Source organism: Brucella haematophila (assembly GCF_005938105.1).
GTDB classification, from domain to species: domain Bacteria; phylum Pseudomonadota; class Alphaproteobacteria; order Rhizobiales; family Rhizobiaceae; genus Brucella; species Brucella haematophila.
In genome coordinates, this window is sequence record NZ_VCPE01000001.1 from 416,416 (window position 1) to 438,630 (window position 22,215).

Sequence of the window (22,215 nt, forward strand, 5' to 3'; positions counted from 1 at the left end):
CAGCCGCCTCGGGAGGAATTGAATGGCTTATTTTCTCACCGCCGACGGAGGAACGGAAAGTATCCGGGCGCGGGTTTACGACTTGTCGGGCACTTGCCTTGCAAGCGCAGCGGTTCCCTATGAGACGAAGTTTTCCAGCGGCGCGCGCGCGGAGCAAAATCCGGAAGACTGGTGGTCATGCTTTGTCCAGGCCGCACGCAAGGCGATCGCGGAATCGGCTGTCGACCCATCGGCAATTGAAGCCATCACGCTGGCGACGACAAGCTGTACCGTCGTGGCTCTGGATGCCGACGGCAAGCCACTGCGTCCGTCGATCATCTGGATGGATGTTCGCGCAAGTGCCGAGGCGGATGCCGTGCTTGCCACCGGCGATCAGGCCTTGCAGGCCAATGGCGGCGGGCGAGGGCCGGTTTCAGCGGAATGGATGATCCCGAAGGCGCTGTGGATCGCGCGCAATGAGCCGGAGATCTTCGAAAAGGCAGATACAATCTGCGAATATCAGGATTTCATGACCCTGCGCCTGACCGGTGAAAAGGCGGCGAGCCTCAACAACGTCTCGCTTCGCTGGCACTATTCGACGGATCGCGGCGGCTTTCCGGTCACGCTTCTGGAGAAACTCGGCCTAGCTGCCTTGCTACAGAAATGGCCGTCCCGCGTAGTCGCGCCCGGGGAGATTATCGGCGGACTTTGCGCATCGGCTGCTTCCGAACTTGGCCTTTCGCAGAGCGTGAAGGTGGTACAGGGCGGGGCCGATGCACTCATCGGCATGATCGGTCTCGGTGTTGCCAAACCGGGTCAGCTTGCGCTGATAACCGGTTCATCTCACTTGCAATTTGGTGTTGCAGACAAGCCTCTGCACGCACCGGGCATCTGGGGCAGCTATCCCAATATGGTCTATCCGGACCGCTATATTATCGAGGGCGGCCAAACTTCAACCGGGTCGATTATCGCATGGCTTGGGCGCATGATGAACGGCACCATGGATATGGAAGCGTTGAACGCCAAGGCGGCGGCGCTGGAGCCGGGCGCAGAAGGCCTTCTGGTGCAGGATCATTTTCAGGGTAACCGCACGCCCTATACCGATGCCTTGTCTCGCGGCGCAATTGTCGGTCTGACGTTGGCGCATGAACCGCACCACATCTTCCGTGCGATCATGGAAGGTATCAGTTTCGGCACGCGCGCCATTCTCGATGCAATGGCCGAGGCCGGTTATCGCGGGCAGGAAATCACCGTTGGCGGTGGCGCCAGCGCATCGCCGCTCTGGCTGCAAATCCATGCGGACACGGCTGGGCTGCCGGTCTGCGTGCCGCAATCGCGCGATGCGCCTTCTGTCGGGGCTGCGGTTCTTGCTGCGCATGGGGCTGGTCATTTTGCGAGCATAGATGATGGCATTGCCGCCATGGTGAGGCCGGGCAAACGCATCGAGCCACGCCCGCGCGAGACCGCGCTCTACAATGAAATCTATCAGCAATATCGAGCGCTCTATCCGGCATTGAAGGCCGTGCAGGCTGCCTGAGGCATAGTAGCGGGAGGGCAGAATGCTCAAAGATTTTCAACTAACCGGTAAGCGCGCTGTCATAACCGGCGGCGCAAGGGGTATCGGGCGAGCCATTGCCGAGCTTTTCGTTGAAGCCGGCGCAACGGTCATTATCACGGACCGCGATGAAGCGGCGGGCAAGCAGACGGTCGCGGAACTCAATGCGCGCCGTCCGTCATCTGCAAGCCTCTACATTCTGGATGTCACGGATCGCGATGCAGCGGAGCGAACAGCCGAAGCGATTGCTGCCGAGGTCGGCGTTCCCGACATTCTGGTCAACAATGCGGGCATTGTTCGCAACGGCCCGGCGAGCGAAACCTCTGAAGCAGACTGGTGCGCGGTGATCGACGTCAATCTTAACGGCGTCTTTTATTGTGCTCAGGCCTTTGGCAAACGCATGGCTGCTGTCGGGCGCGGCGCTATCGTCAACATCTCTTCCATGTGCGGCGAGATCGTCGTCTATCCGCAGCCGCAGGTTGCCTATAACGCCGCCAAGGCCGGGGTAAACCTCATCACCAAGTCTTTGGCTGTTGAATGGGCAAAGCAAGGCGTGCGGGTCAATGCGGTCGCGCCAGGTTACACCGCAACGGAACTGACGCTCGCTGGCCGCAGCAACGAAGAATGGTTTTCAACCTGGATGCGCATGACGCCACAGGGGCGGCTGGGAGAGCCGCGTGAGATCGCGAATGCCGTTCTTTTTCTGGCATCCGACGCCGCAAGTTTCGTGACGGGAACAGTACTTGCCGTAGACGGCGGTTACACCGCGCTTTGATTTTGGGAGAATGAAATGACTGAACAGGCAAAAATTGCTCTCGTCACCGGCGCAAGTCGCGGTATTGGCCGAGCCATCGCAATTGGCATGGCCAAGCGTGGCTTCGATGTGGCGATCAACGATATCGAGCGTCAGAAAGATGCATTGCAGGAAGTGGCGCAGGAAATCGAGGCCACCGGTCGCCGCGCATTAATCGTCTATGCCGATGTGAGCAATAAGGCTGACGTCGAGGCGATGGTCAAGAAGACGGCTGATGCATTTGGTCGTATCGATGCAATCGTCAACAATGCGGGTATTTTGATCGCCAGCGATGTCGAACACCTTAAGGAAGAGCACTGGGATAGCGTCCTCGATGTCAATGCGAAGGGAACGTTTCTCGTTGTGCAGGCTGTGCTGCCTTATATGAAGCAGCAGAAATACGGTCGCATCGTCAATATCGCTTCCATCGGCGGCAAGCACGGCGCGCCTGAACAGGCCCATTATTCCGCATCGAAAGCTGCCGTCATGGGTTTTACCCGCGTTCTCGCGCAGGAGGTTGGCACCTATGGGATTACAGCCAACTGCATCTGCCCGGGGATTATCCTGACCGATATGGGGCGGGTCAATCTGGATGATGTTGCCGTGCGCCAGTCCTGGCAGGAAAAGACAGCCATGCGCCGCATTGGCGACCCGGAAGATGTCGTCGGACCGGTCGCATTTCTCGCTTCAGATGACGCGGGCTTCGTGACTGGCCAGAGCCTCAACGTCGATGGCGGTATCGTGTTGAGCTAGAAGCAGGATAAGGAAAAAATGGTCTGGAACGCCTTCGATCAAGCACTACATGATCGAAGGCGCTCGGCCACAAACATTGTCGGTGCAGACCGCGCTCAAAGCAGCCCATTGCGCAGTTTGAAGCCCCGGAGACCACCAACATTGACGCTTCGGCCTCGATTGAGCAATTCGCGCATAATGGGTTCGCGCTGCTGCTCTGGCATATAATCCAGAATGCGTGCACAGTCATGCTCGTAGAGGAGGCCGCGAAGAAGCAGATCGCGCTTGATCAGCGGGCTGCCCATGATCCTGTGAAACAGTCCAAAGCCGTAGTGAACCTGGCTGCCGTTCATGATGATCCCGATCATATGGTTGACCAGAACCTCTTGTCTCACTTGTTCGCCGACAAGCCGAGCACGGTCATCCGCAGGTGGCTTTTGGTTTAGCCCCTGCATCGCCTTTGAGTATTGGCTGATGGTTGGCGTCAGGCCAGCAGTGCTGATGTTCGCGGGAGCTGCATGCCGCTTGGAGCGTTTGGACAGCATTCTCCCGGTGTAGATCGCGCCTGCCAGAAGCGGTTGAAGTTCATAGCTGCGGAAAGCACCATGCGGCAGATAGCGAAGGCTCGACACAATGTCCGGCATTGCCATTTTGTCGAGTTTGAGGGCCAGCTTATCGGTTGAGTAAAGCACATCCATGCTGTAGCCACAGCGCGCGAAGCACTCTGATAATGCAACCTCGCCCTTCCTGATGGCGTGAGGTCTGATATCGTAAGGGCGATATTGCGACCAGAAACGTTGCACAGCAGCGTCACTAAACACTCCACCGGACACGCTAAAGGCGTAACTGCCGACGTGGTGGACGAACTCGTGATTTTCGTTGGTGCCGACGACGTCATACTTGCTGTCGACAAGCGAAACGATCATGTCTCGAAGACCATCTCCGGGAACATACATGACGCTGTCGTTAAAATAGAGCAGCCGCCGAGGCTTCAGACCTTCAGCATTCAGTAACAATGTAGCTGCGCGGTAGGCGCCGAAATCACGACCGATGTTCTGCCGAACAAGAATGCGCTGAGCACTGGACTTGATTGCATCATATTCCGGCTGTGTCATTCTGCCATTACAGATGACAATGGTATTTATATTGTGATTGCGCAGTTCGTTCAAGAGATGCAGAAAATCAGGTGTAACACCAAACTTGTTATACTTTACAACGACTGCATATAGATCCCCATTCGGCTGACGAATGACTTCATCAGCCAGGAAAGTCGGCTTTTTCTGCGCGAAAATATGCGGCATCTGAACAAGCTTGGCACTGCGTATATACGCGCGCACAGCCAACCAGTTCATTGCTTTCCCAATGCCCATTCTTGCCCCCTCGGCCCAATTTCTTTGTGAATAACACCGGGTCTCGCTAAAATAAATGGTCCTAATGAGATATTTAAAAAAGAACTATTTAAGGGGGCGGGTAATCGATGGACTTTCGGGGCTTGATAAGAAATGAAGTGGGGAAAAACGCGCGCGGCATAGAAATAGGCGCGTCTTATTCTCCGATTTTACCAAAGAGAGAGGGGTTCAAGACGCTTGTTATCGATCATACCGATACGCAATCCCTGCGTCTCAAGTATAACAATATCGGCGTCGATACTTCCAGGTTGGAGGCCGTCGATGCGATTGACGATGGCGGCGAGTTCAGCGAACTCGATCTGACCGGGGAAGGGTTCGATTTTATCGTTGCCAGCCACGTTTTCGAGCACCTGACCGATCCGATCCATTTTCTTCAGCGTTGTGAGCGGGCGCTCAAGCCGGGCGGTAAGGTTTATCTTCTCCTGCCTGACCGACGATATACGTTTGACTATCTGCGCCCGAGCACCACTGCGGGACATATGCTGGCGGCATATCTTGCAGAACAAAAGCGGCATGGAACGGCAGCACTCTTTGATCACCATGCCTCTCATGCGACGCGAGGAGGGATACAAGTCTGGATGGAAGGGCATAAGGGCGATTTCGCTTTTGCAGGTATTCCATCATCGGGCTATGCAAGCGCGACAAGCAAGAGTGACGAGTATGTGGATTGTCATGCTTGGGTCTTCACGCCGTCGAGTTTCCGCCTTGCAATGCAGGATTTATACAGTGCAGGCGTTCTGGGGCTTAAAGAAGAGCTGTTTTACCCGAGCTTTGGGTGCGAGTTCTTTGTGGTCATGAGCCGCAACCCCTCTGTGACAGTTCAGCCGGACAGGCTGACCCTTGCATTGAATGCGATTACGGAAGCAGGTCCTGAGGCACTCCCGACAGTGCCAGCGACTGGCTCGCAAGTGGACATTGCCTCAGGCTATGAAAGTGCGGCGCCTTCGGCACAAAATGCCATCAATATATTCAAGGATGGATGGGTGTCGGCGTTTCCTTCAGAGATGGGGCTACAGGCCGGAAGCAGATCTCTGTTCGCAGATGCCAGAATCCTCTGGCTCACAGAACAGTTGAAGGGGTGGCTCGAAGGACAAGATGTTCTTGAACTGGGGCCTTTGGAAGGTGCCCACACGGCAACCTTGCTCTCAGAAGGGGCTGCATCCGTGACTGCTGTTGAGGCGAAACGAGATGCCTATCTTCGCTGCCTGGTAACAAAAGAAGTCATGCAGTTGAAAGGCGCATCCTTCCTGCTGGGGAGTTTCCTACCCTACCTGGAAGAGGTGGACAGACAATGGCCGCTGATTGTGGCCAGCGGCGTGCTTTATCATATGTCGGACCCTGTCCGTGCACTTGAGCTTCTATCCAGCCGCACGGACCGGCTATATCTCTGGACACATGTTGTCGATCCGGTTGCGCTGCGTCCCGGTGATCCACGGCTCGCGGCACTCGGTGAAACCGAAATCCGCGATTGGAATGGGCATCCGATCAAGCTCCACAAACGGCCTTATCTGGAACACAAGGAAAAGACCTTTTGCGGCGGCATGGAGCCCGAACCGCGTTGGATCGACCGGGAAGATTTGCTGTGGCTGCTGAAGCAACTTGGCTTCGATGAGATCATCATCGGGCATGACACACCCAATGCCGAGCACGGCCCATCCTTGTCGATCCTGGCCATGCGTTCGAGATCGGGTGATCTGGTGGTCTGATTCCAACATTTGCATCCCTCGGTTCAAGCGCTGAGCAAATGTTGGAATCATAAAGACCACAAGCAAGTATATGTATCGAGTGGATTTTTCGAATTTGACGTTTGAAGCAGCATATGTGTCAGCCGGGATTCAAACGTCAAATTCAATCCACTAGACCACTCCTGAAACACCGAGCCAATCACATCGGATAAAGATCATCGCCGAGAGCGGAAAGCGAAACGGACCAATCCAGGTTCGTTTCGCCTGTCTTTTTGAAAAGAACCGCCGACATCAAAGCGCCCGTATAATGTTCACCGAAGCTTGTCGCCAGATTGTGAACTTTGGCCACGATATAGGCTTCGCAACCGTCCACGGCTTTGATGATTTCAAAACCTGTTACCCGGTTGAGCAGCGCTTTCCACGAATGACGTGAGAAACGGAAGTAATCACAAGGCTCTTCATGTAGCGGCCATGTCTGCGGCGCGAGTATGATGCCAATTGCGCCCTGCTTCATTACCCGGTTCATTTCGATTGCTGCTTTCCAAGGCATCAGCAGGTGTTCAAACACCGCGAATGACATGACGGCGTCAAACTGATTTCTAGGCAGAAAGCTGCTCGCTTCGTGGGCGTCGCCAACGACGTCGACATTCTCTCCCTCCAGAATGTCGAAGCCGGTATATTGCCAGCTCGTGGGCAGGCGATCACGCCACATGGCACCGGTTCGGTTGCGGGATCCAATTTCGAGCATGTGCCCGTTTGGGCGCTGGTGAATCTCATCGAAAAAGTGGTTGGTCAGCGCCAGCACTGGATCATTCGGGTCTGATGCAGAAAGCGGCTGTTCCATTCTGGTGCCGCTTGCGAGACAGACTTCTATCGAAGCATTCAACATCTGCGCTGTTTCAAGGCCGGTAAAAATTCGCTCATCGAAACGACATGCCGCTGCGGCGCGTCCGTATATGCGACTGAGGTCCGGGCTGGGTAGGCCATACTGCGAGATCGGCAATTCGCGCCCATCGGGTAGCTTGAGATTCAGACCCAGCACTTTGTTGTTGTCTGCAATAACGAAGCCGGAAAGATGTATTGCCCCCTGAAAACAGGAATTTCGTTCCACGATGCAAAGGGGTGCGCCTCCGAGGTTTTTCGGACGCAGGTGAATTGCCGGATCAAGTGTCATGATGAGTGGGTCTGCTTGTATTGTTTGTTGATTGAAGCGGGAACGGAAGCCGGTATTCGGATAACGGCCTAACGCGGTTCATACCCAGAGCTCATGTTTGGGGGGCACCAATACTGGTGCTAAAAATAAATCCGCCGTCAACAAATAATCTAGATCGCGCATTTCCTCGCCCCCAACGATTCCATGCGTTAGATTGCTGTTCTGTCTAGGGTTTTGTCAATTGATCAAAGCTAATAAGGGGCGCAACATTTGCTGTCTTCAGCGCGGCAGTTGCGGGCTGCCGCGCATGTAAGCTTTTACTGTGTCGAGTTTACAGATCGACCGGACGCCCCGAGGCTTCTTCCTCAAGCGTGATGGCCACATCTGCATTGGCTGAAAGCCTGACCTTGTCACTTTCGATATCGGCGACAAAGCCTAGCTCGATGTAATGATGATGGTCGCTGTGTTGCCCGGAATTATCGGTCTTCTTGAGCTTTATCCGGTTGCCCTCCAGGTGATCAACCGTGCCGACATGCACGCCGTCGGCGCCGATCACTTCCATGTTCTCGTGAATTCTATGCTGCATGGGGATTTCCTCCGCTTGAGCTTCAGATGAATTCAGCAAACTGCAAATGGGATTGCCGTCTCTAAACTAGTGCACATTCGCCCGTTGGCCATGGCAAAGAGAGGCGGAAATTCTGTTACGCAAAATTCAGCGCCACATGGGGCTGAAACGGAACGTGGTTGATCAGCACTATTCAAATACCCGCGCCAGCTCCGAGGCGCGCTGCGCTGTGAGTTCCGGGTCGTGATCACTGTCTTCGAAGGTTCGTATGACGACCCGTGCAAGCTGGTCTTTGTCATCGTGAGCCGATGGAGACCTGCCCAAAAGTTCGCAACTGCGGTTATAAGCCTGTTGCAACAACGACAATTCTGCCTGGCTGAATATGCCACGGTAAGCTTCGCTACGAAATGGCATTGGTTTTCTCCTCTGACTATATCAGAGCGCCAATTAACGCGCGTCAGCAAGGAACATTCGCGTGAACTGAAATCGAACGGTTTGTTTTCCGGGCAGGTGCTGTGACGCACCGCATTTGTCAGAAGAAACGCAAATAAAAGACTGGCGATAAACTTAAGATCAGGCCGACAAGGGCGATGGTGCTTCGCCAGTAAAATAGCCCCCATAGGCCAAAGATGGTGCCAGCCAGTGCCGGGAAAATGCAGAAAATCACAGCATATCCATCATCACCAACCCCAATGAGAACGATGTAATAGAAGACAAAGGCCGTTGCGGTTCCGAAGATCAACGATAGAATCGCAGAGAGACACCAGTCTTGCTTTCTGATTGGTTTTGTTTGTTGCATATAGTTATTTATATTCGAGCGTACCGATTGAAAACATCAATTTTTTCCAGAGGCAGCGCCGCGCTACAGCTACGTTAAGAAGGTTTACGTCTACAAGTATATGGTGAGTGTGAGCTGAGACCCATTTCTCCTCCAGTATTCAGGAGAGCCTCGGATTATCAATCTGGCCTTACGCGGCCTGTTTTTCCATAGCCATTTTCATTGCAAACTCGCTGGGAGGGATGGGTGTGGTCTGTTTCAGTTATAGTCCTCCTTCCATGCTCGTCATCTCGGTGCCATTGCCGGAAACGATGGGCTTTGGTTTGCCGCGCCTGGGCGATGATGGGCTGTTGCACGAACGTTGAACATACAACGAAAATCCGTTGTACTTGCTGCCCGTTCGATGGCGGAGCCGCAGGCATTTTAGTGGAGTGTCTGGCTTGGAATATGTTCTCCAATGAATGCTCAAATCTGTCGAGTTTTCACATATGGCAAAATGTGAATCTTGTCATATGTCATCCTTGTCGAATGATGCCTCGTAACGAGTCCGGAGATTAAACCGCTCGGTCAGCGCAAGCTGGCGCGGCTTGCCAGTTCCGCAGTAAGCCGAACAGATGAGCCATCTCAAAAGCAGACTGATTTGGACTTTCGAGACGGAATCTTGACCGCGCGAGCTTTCCGTCTGCAGTCGAGTTGCTCGTGTCTGCGTTGATTCAACAAACCGGAATGTTGGTTGGTCCCAAAACTCTTGCCGGATTCAATAGTTTAGCAAATCCTCGGATGTGACGAATAACATTTGGCGGGCGATTGCGAATGAGCAATTTGGGCTGGCGGGACTTGCCTCTCGGCAAGCAGGATGTCGATAGCGCGGATGGGGCATCGGCGAACAGCAGGCAATGGAACCGGTGGAAACGGCGCTTCGCAAATTCGACTGCGCTGGGCCGCATTCTGTGCGCGCTCATGGTTCCCGCCGCCATCATCAGTACACCCTCATTGATAGGGCAAGCCGGTGCACAGCAACAATCTGGCTCTGGTGGTGCGGGCGGTGCGGAAGGCACGCCCCCATCGCATTTCGACGCCAAGGGAAATCCGGGAGGACAGGGCTCCGGTGCCTCCGCCATATCCGGCGGTGGTGGTGGCGGAGGTGGAGCAGGCGGTGCCGCAGGTGGGGATCACGACGGCAATAGCGCTTCTGCAGGAAACGGTGGCGCTGGTGGTGAAGGCGCAAGAAGCGCGCATGGCGGCGCGGCAGGCATCAGCGGCATCATCGGTTATACAGGGGATGTGGCGCCCGATGTTACATTGGTACGCGGTTTTAACGGCGACAGTGGCAAACCGGGCGATGTCGGGAAAAAGGGGCAAAGTGCATTTGCAACCGGCAATGGCGCTTCCGGTGGTGGCGGCGGCGGTGGTGGTGGCGGTGGCACCGGCGCAATCTTCACCGGTTCTGTGACGACGCTAACCGACCAGATGATCATCGGTGGTGCAGGTGGCAATGGCGGTGCTGGCGGAAAGGGTGGCGACGGCGTTACCGTATGGAACGTCTTCACCGTTTCCCCGGGGGAGGGTGGCAGCGGTGGCGGCGGCGGCGGAGGTGGCGGTGGCGGCATCGGCATATCCACGGCTTACGACCTGACTGTCAGCAGCGGGAGTAGCATTCTGGGTGGCGCAGGCGGTGCGGGTGGTGCCGGTGGTATATCGGGCATGCACGCGGATGAAAACAACGATGGCAGCATCATGGTCTGCGAAGACGATGAGGGTGAGATCGAATGTTCCAGCCCGATTTCGCTTCCGTCTGCACCCTATGACACACTCACAACAGGTGGCGGACGCAGTGGCGATGGCGGCAGCGGCGGAGACGGTATCGGCAGTTCGGGTCAGTCTGCTATCGCGATTGAAGCCGGTGTCACGGTGCGCGGTGGGGATGGTGGGCAGGGCGGTGTAAGTCTGCCGGGCGGCAATACGGCATCCGATGGTGGCGATGGCGGGCGTGGCGGCAACGGCATCACGTCGACCGGTACGGCTGCAACGATCACTAACGCTGGTGCCGTTAGCGGCGGCGATGGCGGCAATGGCGGGCGCGGCGGTGGCGGTGCGGATACGGGCGGCAATGGCGGGAAAGGCGGCGACGGCGGCATCGGTGTATCCATGGCGGCCGGTGCCACGCTGACCAACGTAGCCGGTGCAAGTATAACGGGTGGCAATGCGGGCGCGGGCGGCAAAGCGCCTTCGGCTCCCTTCAATCCGCCATCCTGGTGGTACAGGGGCACGGACGGGCAGAACGGAACGGCGGGCGTCGGCGTCTATTTCGCGTCCGGCGATGCGACATTGGTCAACGCCGGTACGATTTCTGGTGGTCTCAATCAGGACGGTTCGCGCGCGGCTGCGGTGGTGTTTTCCGGCAGCAATAACACGCTGGTTCTTGGAGCTGGTTATGCCTTCAATGGCAAGGTTGTCGCAGATCCGAGCGGCCAGAACACGCTGGTCTTCGGCGGAACCGGTACGGCCCAGTTCGATCTGACCGGTTTTGAAAAAAGATTTCAGGGGTTCGATGCGCTGGAAAAGCGCGACAGCAGTACATGGACTTTGACTGGCTCGCCGGAAACTTTCAGCGGCGATCTCGGTGTGCATGGCGGAACGCTGGTTCTGACCTCCGCTGCGCAGCTTAATACGGCGGATGTGATCATTGGTTCGGTGCAGGGCGAAAGCGCCTTGCTGGAGGTGACGGGCGCCGGCACAAGCCTCAATATAAGCGGCACATTGAGTGTCGCTGGCTATGGCGACGATTCACTGACCGTCGCAAATGGTGGGCGGGTTAATGTCGGCGGGGATCTTTCGGTTGGAAGTACAGCATCCGTAATCGCAGGTTCGCGAAACGCGCTGACGGTCAGCGGGAAGGGTTCCACACTGCATTTCGGCGGCACGGCCGATATAGGCGCTCTTCTTTCAGTGGCAGATGGCGGTGCGGTTCAAGGGGGGCAGTTGCAGATCGGCGCCGGTGATCCGGGCAGCGATGCGGCGCAGGTCACTGTGGATGGAGCCGGTTCGCTCCTGAATGTTGCTGAAATTGATGTCGGTTCCGTCGGTAACGGTTCGCTGACGGTATCGAATGGCGCAAGCGTTGGACTGGCGGCAGGCGGCAGCGTCTTGCAGGTCGGACAGAACGGCGCGCAAGGTATCGTGAATATTGGCGCGGCTGCGGGCGAGACAGCGGCTGCAGCCGGAACAATTCACAGCACTGTAGTGCTCGGCAGTCAGGGTACGCTCAACCTCAATCATGATACGACCGGTTACCGCTTCGATACGACGGTGCAAGGCAACGGCACGATCAATTTCCGCGGTGGAACGACGACAATCTCCGGGCAGGGACTGGCCCAGTTTTCCGGCCAGTCGAATATTGGCAACAGCAGTGTCGTACTGACGAGTTCGGCTGTGGTCGGTGGCACGGTCGCCGTCAACGCTGGCGGTACACTGGGTGGTTCCGGCATATTGGGCAGTACCACGGTCAATAGCGGCGGCACGATTGTTGCCGGTTTGCAGTCGCAGCTTACGGTCGATGGCGACCTGACGCTGCAAAGCGGTGCGACCTTTAATTATGGTCTGGGTACATCCAGCGCCCAGAAGGCGGCATCTATTCAGGTCGATGGCGATCTGACGCTGAATGGCGCGACGGTAAACGTCAGTGGCAATTCGGACAGCACGCTGATCGGCTATCATCGCCTGATTTCCTATAGCGGAACGCTGACGACGGCCAATGCCGGTTTGATGGTGGGCGAAACGCCGATTACCAATCCCATCGCCTATTCATATGCCATCGATTATGCGCCGAATGTCGTGGATCTTCTGGTACTGCCAAACGGCCTTGACCTTCTTCAGGTTTGGGGCGGCAATGCGTTGACGCTCGACGGTGGCGATGGAACATGGTCGGCATCGGATCAGAACTGGCTCGATCCGCTGGGCGGCAGCAGCACACTGGGATCGACATGGGGACAAGGTTACGCAGTGTTCCGCGGCATTGGCGGTACCGTCACGCTGGATGGAACGCAAACAGCTGTCGGTCTTCAATTCGTGAGCGGCGATTATACCATCACCGGCGGTACGGCTTTGAACCTTGTCGGCTATTCGGGCAATGGCATCACCATTGCCGTGCCGGAATTGCGGGTACTGGCGGGTGAAACAGCGACCATTGCGTCGACCATTACTGGCAACGACGGGTTGGAGAAAACTGGTGACGGCTTGCTCGTTCTGTCCGGTTCCAACAGCTATTCCGGCCAAACGATAATCAGCGCGGGAACGCTACAAATTTCCGCGGCGAATAATCTTGGGCAGATATCCAATGGCCTTACCATCAACAACGGCACATTACAGACGACTGGCACCATATCGCTTGGCAGCCTTGTAACGCTCGGCGGTGAAGCGGCATTTGATGTCGCATCGGGCACAGAACTGCAATTGACCGGAGTTATTTCCGGTTCCGGTTCATTGACCAAGCAGGGCGAAGGCTCATTGCTCGTCGAAAATACAGCCAATAGCTGGTCTGGCGGCACGCTGATCGAGGCGGGCACATTGCGCATGGCGGCAGGTAGCGCCGGTGCGCTGCCGAACATGACCGATTATGTGATGATCGGCGGCACACTCGATCTCAATGGCAATGCCTTGACCATGGGGTCATTGTGGGGCAGCGGCGGCACGATCTCCATCGACAGTGCCAACCTTACAGTCAATCAGGATACGGACACGGTTTTTGCGGGAGATATCACTGGCGCCAGCGCAAGCAGCAGCCTGACCAAAGACGGCGATGGTATTCTCGTCCTGACCGGCAATAACAGTTTTCAGGGGCAGACCAGTATTCTGGGCGGCACGCTGGCAATATATGAAGCACAGAATATCGGCACCGGTGCGGCGGCCATTTCAATCAGCGATGCAACCCTGGCGACGCTTGGCAATATCACGCTGGCACGTGGTGTTGAATTGTCTGGTACGGCTACCATTGACACATTGCTTGCGACGGCGCTCGAGCTGTCGTCTGATGTGTCGGGAAGCGGTGCATTGTACAAGGAGGGGGCAGGTTCGCTTATTTTAAGCGGTGACGCCAGCCATAGCGGCGGCACCACGATTGCCAACGGTTTTCTGCAAATCGGCAATGGCGGCACCACGGGTTCGATTGCCGGTAATATCGTCAATAATGGCGGTCTCGTCTTCAACCGGCAGAATAGCTACACCTATTCCGGTGTGGTTTCAGGCGCTGGCGCGCTGATCCAGGCAGGTGCGGGCACCACGGTCCTCACTGGCGAAAACAGCTATACCGGCAACACGTTTATCGCTGGCGGTACATTGCAGATCGGTGATGGCGGAACCACAGGCTCCATCATCGGTGGCGTTTTGAACGAAGGCACTCTGGCCGTCGACCGGTCGGACAGTTACAGCCTCGACGGTCTGATCGTCGGTACCGGCTCCTTCGTGCAGGCGGGATCCGGCACAACCATTCTCACTGCCGACAACGCTTATTACGGCGGGACGACCATTGCCAACGGCACGCTGGAATTGGGAGCAGGCGGCAATTCCGGCTGGATCGAAGGCGATGTCCTGAACAATGGCACGCTGGTCTTCAATCGCTCGGACGCGGTGCTTTTCTCCGGCGATATCACAGGCAATGGAGCGGTGAACCAGATCGGCGCTGGTACTACCGTTCTTGCTGGCGACAACACCTATACCGGTGGCACGAACATTCTGTCCGGCGCGCTGGTCATCGGCAATGGCGGAACATCCGGCGCGATAACAGGCAATGTCGACAATGACGGTATCCTTGCCTTCAACCGGTCCGACACAATGGCGTATGCAGGCACGATCAGCGGCTCCGGCAGCGTGCAGCAGATCGGTACAGGGACAACCATCCTGACCGGCAGCAACAGCTATACCGGCGCGACGATGATCGCGGCCGGGCGTTTGCAAATCGGCGATGGTGGTACGTCCGGTTCCATTACCGGCCACGTGCTCAATGACGGCACGCTGGCTTTCAACCGGTCGGATACCGTTACCTTCGATGGCATGGTGTGGGGTGACGGCAAACTGGAGCAAGCGGGCACCGGTACGCTCGTTCTGACCGGCAGAAATCAATATGGCGGCGGCGTCAGCATATCCTCAGGCACATTGCAATTGGGCGAAGGTGGCGAAAGCGGCACGCTTGCGGCAAATGTCGAGAATAGTGGGCATTTCGTTGTCAATCGTTCTGGAACCGTTGTGCTGAAAGGCGATATTTCCGGTTCCGGTTCATTCGAGCAAGCCGGCAGCGGCGTGACGGTGCTCGCAGGCAATAACAGCTATGGCGGCGGCACGACGGTTCAGTCCGGTACGCTGGTGGTCGGGCTTGGTGATACCGGAAGTATTGCTGGCAATATCATCAATAATGGTACGCTCGCCTTCAATCGCTCGGACAGGTACAGCTTTTCGGGCGCTATCTCCGGGACCGGCGCATTCTGGCAGATCGGCGAGGGCACAACGGTTCTTAGCGGCAACAGCAGCTATTCGGGCGCGACCGGCGTTTATGACGGTCGTCTGGCGGTCAACAGCTCGATTACATCTTCATCGCTGGTCACCGTCTATGAAGGCGGCGAACTTGGTGGAAACGGCATCGTTTCCACGACCCATATCGACGGCGGTACTCTTGCGCCGGGCAATTCCATCGGTACCCTCACCGTCAACGGCGATCTGAGCTTTACCGGCACATCGACCTATGCCGTGGAGGTCTCGGCATCGGATGCCGACCGGGTCAATGTCACAGGTCAGGCCGATCTTGGGGGCGCAACGGTAGCAGCGACGTTCGCGCCTGATAAATATGTTATGCGTCGCTATGCGATCCTCAATGCGGAAGGCGGAATTGGCGACAGCCGGTTCAGCACGGAATTGACAACCTATCTGCCGCAGAGCTTTACCTCAAGTCTGAGCTACGATGCTGACAATGCTTATCTCGATTTGACCCTGAACATGATCGGTCTCAACGTGAACCAACGCAATGTTTCGGCGGCGCTGGTTGGCTATTTCAACCGTGAAGGACAGATTCCACTGGCCTATGGCGGGTTGGATGCGGAGGGACTGACGGTCGCATCGGGCGAATTGGCGACGGCTGTACAGCAAACGACCGTGGATGCAATGAGCCAGTTCATGGCGACGCTGACTGATCCATTGGTTGCGGGAGGGGCGAAAACAGGAGCCTCTGTTGAAGGTGATCCCTTGAAGGCACGCTGGAATGTGTGGGGTGCCGGGTTTGGTTCATCGCGCTCGCTGGATGGTAACAACGTCATCGGTTCACATGATTTGCGCAGCAAGATCAACGGTGTGGCCGTCGGCGCGGACTACCGGCTGTCGCCCGATACCTTGCTCGGCTTTGCCGTGGCTGGCGGACATAGCAGTTTCAGTCTCTCCGACGGTTTGGGCAGCGGCAATTCGGATCTGTTCCAACTCGGCCTTTATGGTCGTCAGACGGTCGGCAATGCCTATTTCAGTGCGGCCCTGGCTTATGGCTGGCAGGATATCGAGACAGAACGCGCCGTCGCGTTGAACGGTTTCGATACGCTACAGGCCGGTTATGACGCCAATGCTTGGTCAGGCCGTCTGGAAACCGGTTATCGTTTCGACACGCCATGGATAGGGATTACACCCTATGCCGCCGGGCAATTCGTCAGCTTCGATCTACCGTCCTATACGGAAACCGTCGGTAGCGGTGCGGATACCTATGCATTGCGATATGCATCGAAGCACGAAACGGTCGGGCGCGGCGAAATGGGCCTGCGAGCAGACAGATCCTTCGCACTCACCGACGGAGTTTTCACCCTGCGCGGCAGGGCTGCGTGGGTGCGAAACGTCAACAATGATCGCATCATGTCGGCAATGCTCACCGGATTGCCCGGGGCTGGATTTGTGGTGAACGGCGCTTCGGTATCGCGTGATACGGGCCTTGCCAGCATTTCAGCGGAAATGCTTTGGAACAACGGACTGTCGCTGGGCGTGGCTTTCGATGCGGAATTTTCGGGAGCGAGCAGCAATTATGCCGGAAAGGGCGTGCTGCGCTATAAATGGTAAGATCGTCGGGCTGACGAAACGCGCCAGCCCGACGTTTTCTAATTACGAACGCGGGGCCTTGGTCCAGTGGCCCGTGCCGCCGCCATTGTAGAACTCGATGTCAAAACCCTGCACCTGACCCTGATCGACCTTGAAGACGACGGATGCGAGTGAACCGACCAGTTCTGCCTCTCCGACCGGGACAAAGGCGAAAGTATCGCCGTCCCAATGTTGCAGCGGGAACTGCATTTCCTTCGGACCGAGAACGAGTGTCAGCGTTCCTTTGATTTCCTTGATTTCCGTCTTGCCGAAATAGGCATTGTCGAAGCTGCCGGTATATTCCTGCAAGGCTTTGGATGGTAATGGCGCGGCTGGCTTTTCCTTGAAGGACAGGTCGCCCTGTGGCTGGAAAAAGCCTTTCATGACGCCGTTATAGGCGGCGAACCAGTCGCGGGAGGATTTGCCGTAAAGGGCTATGTCGGTGAACTGCGCGACCACCGATTCCGCAGCCCCAACCGGCGCGCCATTGGTCAGGACGATGATGCCGATACCGGCCGACGGTACGATCTTGAACGCTGTGCCCGCGCCGAGCAGGAAAGCGCCGGAATGGCCCATGGACGGGCGACCGCCGAGTTCTGTGCTGACGTTGAAGCCATAGCCATAGAAGCCAGAGCGGGCGCCGGTGTCGTGCGCGCGAGCGCTGAAGGATTGCGGCGAAAGCGCCGGCAGAAGCGCATCTTCTGCGATCAGGCGCTTGCCCTTGTACTCGCCATTGGCAAGCAGCAGTTTCAGCCATTCCGCCAGATCGACGACAGTGGACGACACACCGCCAGCTGGCGCCTGTTCATCCGCATTGCGCTGTCCAAGTGGCAGGAACGCGCCGTTCTGATAGACATGGAGTGAGGCGCGATTGTCATGCGCCGTATAATCGGCATAGCGATAGCTGGTCGATTTCATGCCCAGCGGCTGGAGAAGTTGTTCGTCCGCCAGCTTGTCCCATGGTTCACCCGCTGCCGCTGCAACCGCCTCAGCACCGATGGTCGTGCTGAAATTCGCATAGTGATAGGAGGTGCGGAACGGATCGAGCGGCAATTGTTGCAAGCGGGCGATGACGTCATTGCGCTTGAAACCGAGGTCTTCGAGATCATCGCCTGCCGTGCCGGGCAAACCGCTGCGATGCGCGAAGAAATCCCCGATGGTTCCGTATTGCGACACATAGTCGTTGTTCAGTTTGAAACCGGACAGATGTTTTGCTACCGGATCGTCCCACGCAACCGCGCCCTTCGTCACCTCGATGGATGCAACGGTCGCGGATATGGATTTCGAAATTGAAGCGATCTGGAACACGGTATCGGCATTTACGGCGGCATCCTTGCCCATTTCCCGTTTGCCATAGCCTTTCGCAAACACGGTCTTGCCGCCGCTGACCACAGCAACCGCCATGCCGGGCACATGGCTGCGTTTCATAATATCGGCAATAATCTGCGGCAGAGCCTTGAGCGCCTTTTCGGTGCTTCCTTTCGGAATCTGTACAACATCGGCAGCCGGATTGGGCTGGCTTTGAATGGACACCGACTGTGACAGGGCCGCTGTCGAGCAGCCGAGCGCGAACAGACAGGCAAGGACGATGGACGACGTTCTGGTTCTCATGCTGGTCTTCATGTTTGCCTTAAAACCCCGTTTGATAAGCGATGCGGAAAACACCCTGATTGATGTTCAGGGTCTGGTCACGTTGATGGACAAGTCCTGTTTGCAGAATGACGCCGATGGGCGTGACATAGGTGACAGTGCCCGCCACGCCCCAGTCCCAGTCGGACTGAAGCCCGTATTGCGCCAGTTTTTGATCTCTGCCAGATAATTTGCGCATCGCGGTTGTCGCCGTGAACTGCCAACGATCATAAGACAGTGATAGAGATGTCACTCCGTTACCGTTGGAAACCGGTGTGCCGCGAAAGGCGCTGGAAAAGGTGGCTTCGTTGAACCAGCTCAGGTTCCATTTGTCAGTCAGGGCCGTATCGTAACGTAGTCGGGCGGAGATCGTGTTGGCACTTTCGCCATAACCAGGTTCCGCTTCCAGCCGTCCGACATCCACGCCGCCGGATATGTTTTTCAAGCCGGGCACATTGCGGAAATCATAGGACAGGATGAACGAATTCAGATCGTTGCTGAAGGCAGGCGGCTGACCTTCGGTGGGAGAGATGAAACCGTCGTCGAGGCTGAGGCGGCGGCTTAGAACTGTATCGTCGCGCTTAAACACCAGACCGGCGAATGAATGCGCGCCTATACTCTCGGTGTTGAATGTATAGCGTCCGCCAAGTCCGATTGAACCAATATACTGAAAATCGTCGGTGAAGCCGTTATAAAGACCGTCAATGGCGTGCCAGCCATCGCCGAAACCGATATCCATCTTGCCGCCATAGAGCGCAAAATTGTCATGGGTGTAAGAGGCAAACAGGTTTTTCAGATTGAAGCCGAGATCGGAAAAGGCGTTGTCTTCCGTCGCCTCGACGGACGAGTCGAAGGTGATTTTCGATAGGATGGAGAATTGCTGTGACAATTGCCAGACGAGCGCAGCTTCCGCTGTCGGCTGTACGCTGTTCCAGTGTGAACGCGGAATCTGGCCGTTGCTGTCCTTGATTCCGAAATAGCCGGTATAGCCGGTCATGAACAGCAACTGGCCGTTCAGTTTCGGGTAATCGCCCGCAGCATCTCCATCGCCGAGCTTGCTATAGGGTGTCAGGAATATTTCGGTTTTGAAAATGTCGCGCTTTTCTTGCGCAAATGCGTCGGGCATGCCGGACGCAAGCAATGCTGTGGCACCGAGCAGGGTTCTGTATAGCAGGCGACGGGAGAAGATTACTTTCCGTCGCCGGCCGAATTGCCGAAGCAGTGCGAAACTCTGCATGATTAGCGGGCCAGTTCAGCCGCCAGTTCGCGTACCTGCGAATGGATATTCTCGAACATGCCAAAATTGACCCGGCTGGCGACGACAAATATGCCAAGCTTGCGGGTGGGCGACAGAACCGCATAGCTCATGAAGCCGCCAAGGCCACCACTTTTGCCGAGCAGAAACGGCGTTTCATCACGAGGCAGGGTGGCGACCCAGCCAAGCCCCATGCCGTCGCCTGCCGTCACTTCGGTTCCGACCACATGTTTCAGTCCGTCATATGGCAGCCAAAGCGTATGATCGAGCAGCGCATCTTCCCGGGACTGGGCCGCGCCGTCGAGATGCCAGCGCATCCAGCGCACCATGTCGTCCGCTGTGGTGTAGATCCCGGCGCTGGCATACATGATGTCGGGAACGGGGCTGTTCGCATCCGGCTTGTTAAGGGGGTCGAGCCCGGTCATCAGCCGCTTCTTCTGCTCGTCGCTCAACACATTGGTCGTGTCGGTGAGCCCGGCCGGTTTCAGCACTTCGTTGGCGAGGACGGTGGAATAATCCGCACCACCAGCTTTGGCGAGCGCATCGCCCAGAAGACCGTAGCCAAGATTTGAATAAATCGTGGTGGTGCCGGGCACATAAGCCGGCTTGTTGCTTCCGATCCACTTCCAGTAATAATCACGGTCGAAAGCGGCAAAGGGGTTATCCGTGATTTTCGTATCGGGATTGGGCAATTCGCGCGGCAGACCGGCAGAATGTGTGGCCAGATCGAGCAGGGTGATCGGACGTCCGTTGACTTCGACTTTGGCACCTTCAGGTGCATATTTTTCCAGCGGATCGGTCAGCTTGAGTTTGCCTTTCGCGGCGAGCGCTGCCAGCAAATCACCGGCAAAAACCTTGGAAACGGAGGCGATACGGAAAACCGAATGCGCGTCCGGCTCGACATTGCTGCCGGGGGCAGTCTCACCATAGGCCTGAATGATGCTGTTATCGCCCTGCACCACGGCGATGATCAGCCCCGGTGCACCGGAATTGAGGAAAAGCTGCATCCCCGCCATGGAGACGGCATCCTTCAAGGCAAGGTCTTCGGCTTTTGTCTGACCGTTATTGGCAAGGAGAATGCTGGTGGTGACCAGCGAGAGGGCGGTAAAATGCGCTAGCATCCGAGACGACATGTGGAGACCCTTAAAGAACCGTGGAGAACGTTCTGATGCAAGCACCATCCAAGAAATTGCGGGAATGACAATATTTCAAGGACGAAACGACGTGCCGGTCTGACGAATGACATGATGCTAAAAGTGTAACGGTCACAATGGACTAGGCGGCTATATTCCCATGCGTTCGCGTAGTTGCTTCCGGTAGGAGCGCGACACTGGCCATGCGTGGTCGATGGAGCGCATCTTGATCTGCCATTTGTCGATTTTTCTGCGGTCGACATCGATGACATGCAGCGTATTCACGAAGGCGGTTCTGTGTATCCGGAGAAAGACCTTCGACGGCAGCAGGCTGGACCACATGCCGAGCGAGCGCGAATCGAGCAACATCGATCCATCTTCGAGCCAGATTTCGCTGTAATTGCCAGCCGAGCGCACCCCGACGATGATTTCGGGATGAACGCCGCGCACCACGCCGCGATTTCTCAGATAGACGAGGGGGGCCGCGTTTTCCGGTGCGATTGTCTTCTCAAGGGCGTGACCGGTCGAATATTTTGCCTGTCCGATGAGATTGGCGCACTGGAACAGGGCTTTGACTTCGCTGGCCGACCATATCTTGTTTGCGACGGTCGTATCGAAGCCGATGATGCCGCGCAGTTTATTGTCATAGAATATGGGCACGCTCAGGACACTTTTATTGCTCTGTCGGAGAAACTCCACCTGAATCGCCCGCGCTGTCCGGGGCAGGTCTGTCACGTCGTGGACCGCCACCGCATGGCCCAGAACCAGATATTTGTGCAGCCAGGCGATGAGCGTGGTCGGCGTTTCCTGAAGCTCTGAGATATAGGCTTTGGTTTGCCCCCGGCACCATTCATGGGTGTTACAAAACCGAAGCAGGTCTGGCCGGTACTCGATCATCCATGCCCGGTCGGCGTTCGATGCCGTGCCCATCAGGGCGAGTTGTTCGGAGATAGCTTCATCGACAGCATATTTGAGCAGGCTCATGCCGCAGAGATAGGGCCAGTCCAGCGATGCGCTGCGCTCAAGATCCGCCTTGGCATGAATCCTGTAAGAGCCTAGGTCTTCTGACACGTCGGTCTGGAGCATGGCCTGTCCCCCGCCCAGCCCGGAAATCGAGTGAAATGGCGTGGGGTGTTTCCCTATCCGATTGGATGCCCCCGCATCATTTGCACCAACCAAAAGGGGTGAGCCTACTGCTGATGAATTAGCAACATCAGTTTTGCTCCAACGAAGGGCTTAGTCAAACCTTAGATGTGAATTGAATAGGTTGTTAAAATCACGCCGAGAAGAGTTGAAGGTTTTTGTTGGCGCAATGAGATAAAATGATGGAGCGGATCGTGTAACCCGCAATATCATATGGCAGTGACCGGGATTATCCGGGAACAAATGGGATTTCGCGATTTAGAACGGAAAAACCCCGGAAAAGCGGGGCTTTCAAGAAATCAGCAGTGC

The 22,215-nt window shown here is 56.4% G+C and carries 14 protein-coding genes; 5 read left to right on the top strand and 9 right to left on the bottom strand.

Translation table 11 applies throughout. The features are described from left to right. Nucleotides 1-22: 22 nt before the first annotated feature. From FGI60_RS01905 to FGI60_RS01915, 3 genes are read left to right on the top strand one after another with little or no spacing between them, the layout of a single operon-like run. Nucleotides 23-1,516 carry an FGGY-family carbohydrate kinase gene (locus FGI60_RS01905; protein WP_138783679.1) on the top strand — a complete coding sequence of 498 codons (1,494 nt, stop codon included), beginning with the start codon at nucleotides 23-25 and terminating at the stop codon, nucleotides 1,514-1,516. A 22-nt stretch (nucleotides 1,517-1,538) separates the two neighbouring features. Further along, entirely contained in the window at nucleotides 1,539-2,309 is a 771-nt protein-coding gene (locus FGI60_RS01910; RefSeq protein WP_138783680.1) for an SDR family NAD(P)-dependent oxidoreductase, read from the top strand. A 15-nt stretch (nucleotides 2,310-2,324) separates the two neighbouring features. After that, nucleotides 2,325-3,080 carry an SDR family NAD(P)-dependent oxidoreductase gene (locus FGI60_RS01915; protein ID WP_138783681.1) on the top strand — a complete coding sequence of 252 codons (756 nt, stop codon included), beginning with the start codon at nucleotides 2,325-2,327 and terminating at the stop codon, nucleotides 3,078-3,080. Nucleotides 3,081-3,175: 95 nt separating this feature from the next. Here FGI60_RS01915 and FGI60_RS01920 read toward each other — a convergent pair whose 3' ends face one another. Beyond that, nucleotides 3,176-4,429 (bottom strand): rhamnan synthesis F family protein, encoded by a 1,254-nt coding sequence (locus tag FGI60_RS01920; protein ID WP_138783682.1) that lies wholly within the window; start codon nucleotides 4,427-4,429, stop codon nucleotides 3,176-3,178. 107 nt (nucleotides 4,430-4,536) lie between these two features. Between FGI60_RS01920 and FGI60_RS01925 the strand changes: the two genes are divergently transcribed. Then, nucleotides 4,537-6,174: a methyltransferase domain-containing protein gene (locus FGI60_RS01925; RefSeq protein ID WP_138783683.1), complete on the top strand. Its 1,638-nt coding sequence runs from the start codon at nucleotides 4,537-4,539 to the stop codon at nucleotides 6,172-6,174. Nucleotides 6,175-6,352: 178 nt separating this feature from the next. Here FGI60_RS01925 and FGI60_RS26465 read toward each other — a convergent pair whose 3' ends face one another. The 4 genes from FGI60_RS26465 to FGI60_RS01950 all read right to left on the bottom strand — a co-directional run bounded on the left by FGI60_RS26465 (nucleotide 6,353) and on the right by FGI60_RS01950 (nucleotide 8,670). Further along, entirely contained in the window at nucleotides 6,353-6,958 is a 606-nt protein-coding gene (locus FGI60_RS26465) for a class I SAM-dependent methyltransferase (RefSeq protein ID WP_235889707.1), read from the bottom strand. 679 nt (nucleotides 6,959-7,637) lie between these two features. Further along, nucleotides 7,638-7,892 (bottom strand): DUF2171 domain-containing protein, encoded by a 255-nt coding sequence (locus tag FGI60_RS01940; protein ID WP_138783685.1) that lies wholly within the window; start codon nucleotides 7,890-7,892, stop codon nucleotides 7,638-7,640. A 168-nt stretch (nucleotides 7,893-8,060) separates the two neighbouring features. Further along, the gene (locus FGI60_RS01945) at nucleotides 8,061-8,285 is read right to left on the bottom strand and encodes a hypothetical protein (protein ID WP_138783686.1); all 225 of its coding nucleotides are present in this window, start codon (nucleotides 8,283-8,285) and stop codon (nucleotides 8,061-8,063) included. 118 nt (nucleotides 8,286-8,403) lie between these two features. Continuing rightward, nucleotides 8,404-8,670, bottom strand: coding sequence for a hypothetical protein (locus tag FGI60_RS01950; RefSeq protein ID WP_138783687.1), 267 nt, complete (start codon nucleotides 8,668-8,670; stop codon nucleotides 8,404-8,406). Between the two features lie 792 nt (nucleotides 8,671-9,462). Here FGI60_RS01950 and FGI60_RS01960 point away from each other — a divergent pair. Beyond that, entirely contained in the window at nucleotides 9,463-16,728 is a 7,266-nt protein-coding gene (locus FGI60_RS01960) for an autotransporter-associated beta strand repeat-containing protein (RefSeq protein ID WP_171058672.1), read from the top strand. A 42-nt stretch (nucleotides 16,729-16,770) separates the two neighbouring features. On the opposite strand, the gene FGI60_RS01965 is transcribed toward FGI60_RS01960, so the two are convergent. From FGI60_RS01965 to FGI60_RS01980, 4 genes are all read right to left on the bottom strand, one after another. Continuing rightward, entirely contained in the window at nucleotides 16,771-18,357 is a 1,587-nt protein-coding gene (locus FGI60_RS01965; RefSeq protein WP_138783689.1) for a serine hydrolase, read from the bottom strand. Between the two features lie 19 nt (nucleotides 18,358-18,376). Beyond that, entirely contained in the window at nucleotides 18,377-19,501 is a 1,125-nt protein-coding gene (locus FGI60_RS01970) for a hypothetical protein (RefSeq protein WP_235889708.1), read from the bottom strand. Nucleotides 19,502-19,614: 113 nt separating this feature from the next. Next, a complete protein-coding gene (ampH, locus tag FGI60_RS01975; protein ID WP_235889709.1) occupies nucleotides 19,615-20,763 on the bottom strand; it encodes a D-alanyl-D-alanine-carboxypeptidase/endopeptidase AmpH in 1,149 nt (382 codons plus the stop codon). A 150-nt stretch (nucleotides 20,764-20,913) separates the two neighbouring features. Continuing rightward, on the bottom strand, nucleotides 20,914-21,849 hold the full coding sequence (locus tag FGI60_RS01980) for a LytTR family transcriptional regulator DNA-binding domain-containing protein (RefSeq protein ID WP_171058673.1): 936 nt from the start codon (nucleotides 21,847-21,849) through the stop codon (nucleotides 20,914-20,916). Between the last annotated feature and the right edge of the window lie 366 nt (nucleotides 21,850-22,215).

Bases quoted from the DNA above. Each gene is read 5' to 3' on its own strand.
- ampH (WP_235889709.1), bottom strand. From the start codon at position 20,763: ATGTCGTCTCGGATGCTAGCGCATTTTACCGCCCTCTCGCTGGTCACC.
- FGI60_RS01940 (WP_138783685.1), bottom strand. From the start codon at position 7,892: ATGCAGCATAGAATTCACGAGAACATGGAAGTGATCGGCGCCGACGGC.
- FGI60_RS01910 (WP_138783680.1), top strand. From the start codon at position 1,539: ATGCTCAAAGATTTTCAACTAACCGGTAAGCGCGCTGTCATAACCGGC.
- FGI60_RS01945 (WP_138783686.1), bottom strand. From the start codon at position 8,285: ATGCCATTTCGTAGCGAAGCTTACCGTGGCATATTCAGCCAGGCAGAA.
- FGI60_RS01920 (WP_138783682.1), bottom strand. From the start codon at position 4,429: ATGGGCATTGGGAAAGCAATGAACTGGTTGGCTGTGCGCGCGTATATA.
- FGI60_RS01915 (WP_138783681.1), top strand. From the start codon at position 2,325: ATGACTGAACAGGCAAAAATTGCTCTCGTCACCGGCGCAAGTCGCGGT.
- FGI60_RS01905 (WP_138783679.1), top strand. From the start codon at position 23: ATGGCTTATTTTCTCACCGCCGACGGAGGAACGGAAAGTATCCGGGCG.
- FGI60_RS01965 (WP_138783689.1), bottom strand. From the start codon at position 18,357: ATGAGAACCAGAACGTCGTCCATCGTCCTTGCCTGTCTGTTCGCGCTC.
- FGI60_RS01960 (WP_171058672.1), top strand. From the start codon at position 9,463: ATGAGCAATTTGGGCTGGCGGGACTTGCCTCTCGGCAAGCAGGATGTC.
- FGI60_RS01950 (WP_138783687.1), bottom strand. From the start codon at position 8,670: ATGCAACAAACAAAACCAATCAGAAAGCAAGACTGGTGTCTCTCTGCG.
- FGI60_RS01925 (WP_138783683.1), top strand. From the start codon at position 4,537: ATGGACTTTCGGGGCTTGATAAGAAATGAAGTGGGGAAAAACGCGCGC.
- FGI60_RS01980 (WP_171058673.1), bottom strand. From the start codon at position 21,849: ATGCTCCAGACCGACGTGTCAGAAGACCTAGGCTCTTACAGGATTCAT.
- FGI60_RS01970 (WP_235889708.1), bottom strand. From the start codon at position 19,501: ATGCCCGACGCATTTGCGCAAGAAAAGCGCGACATTTTCAAAACCGAA.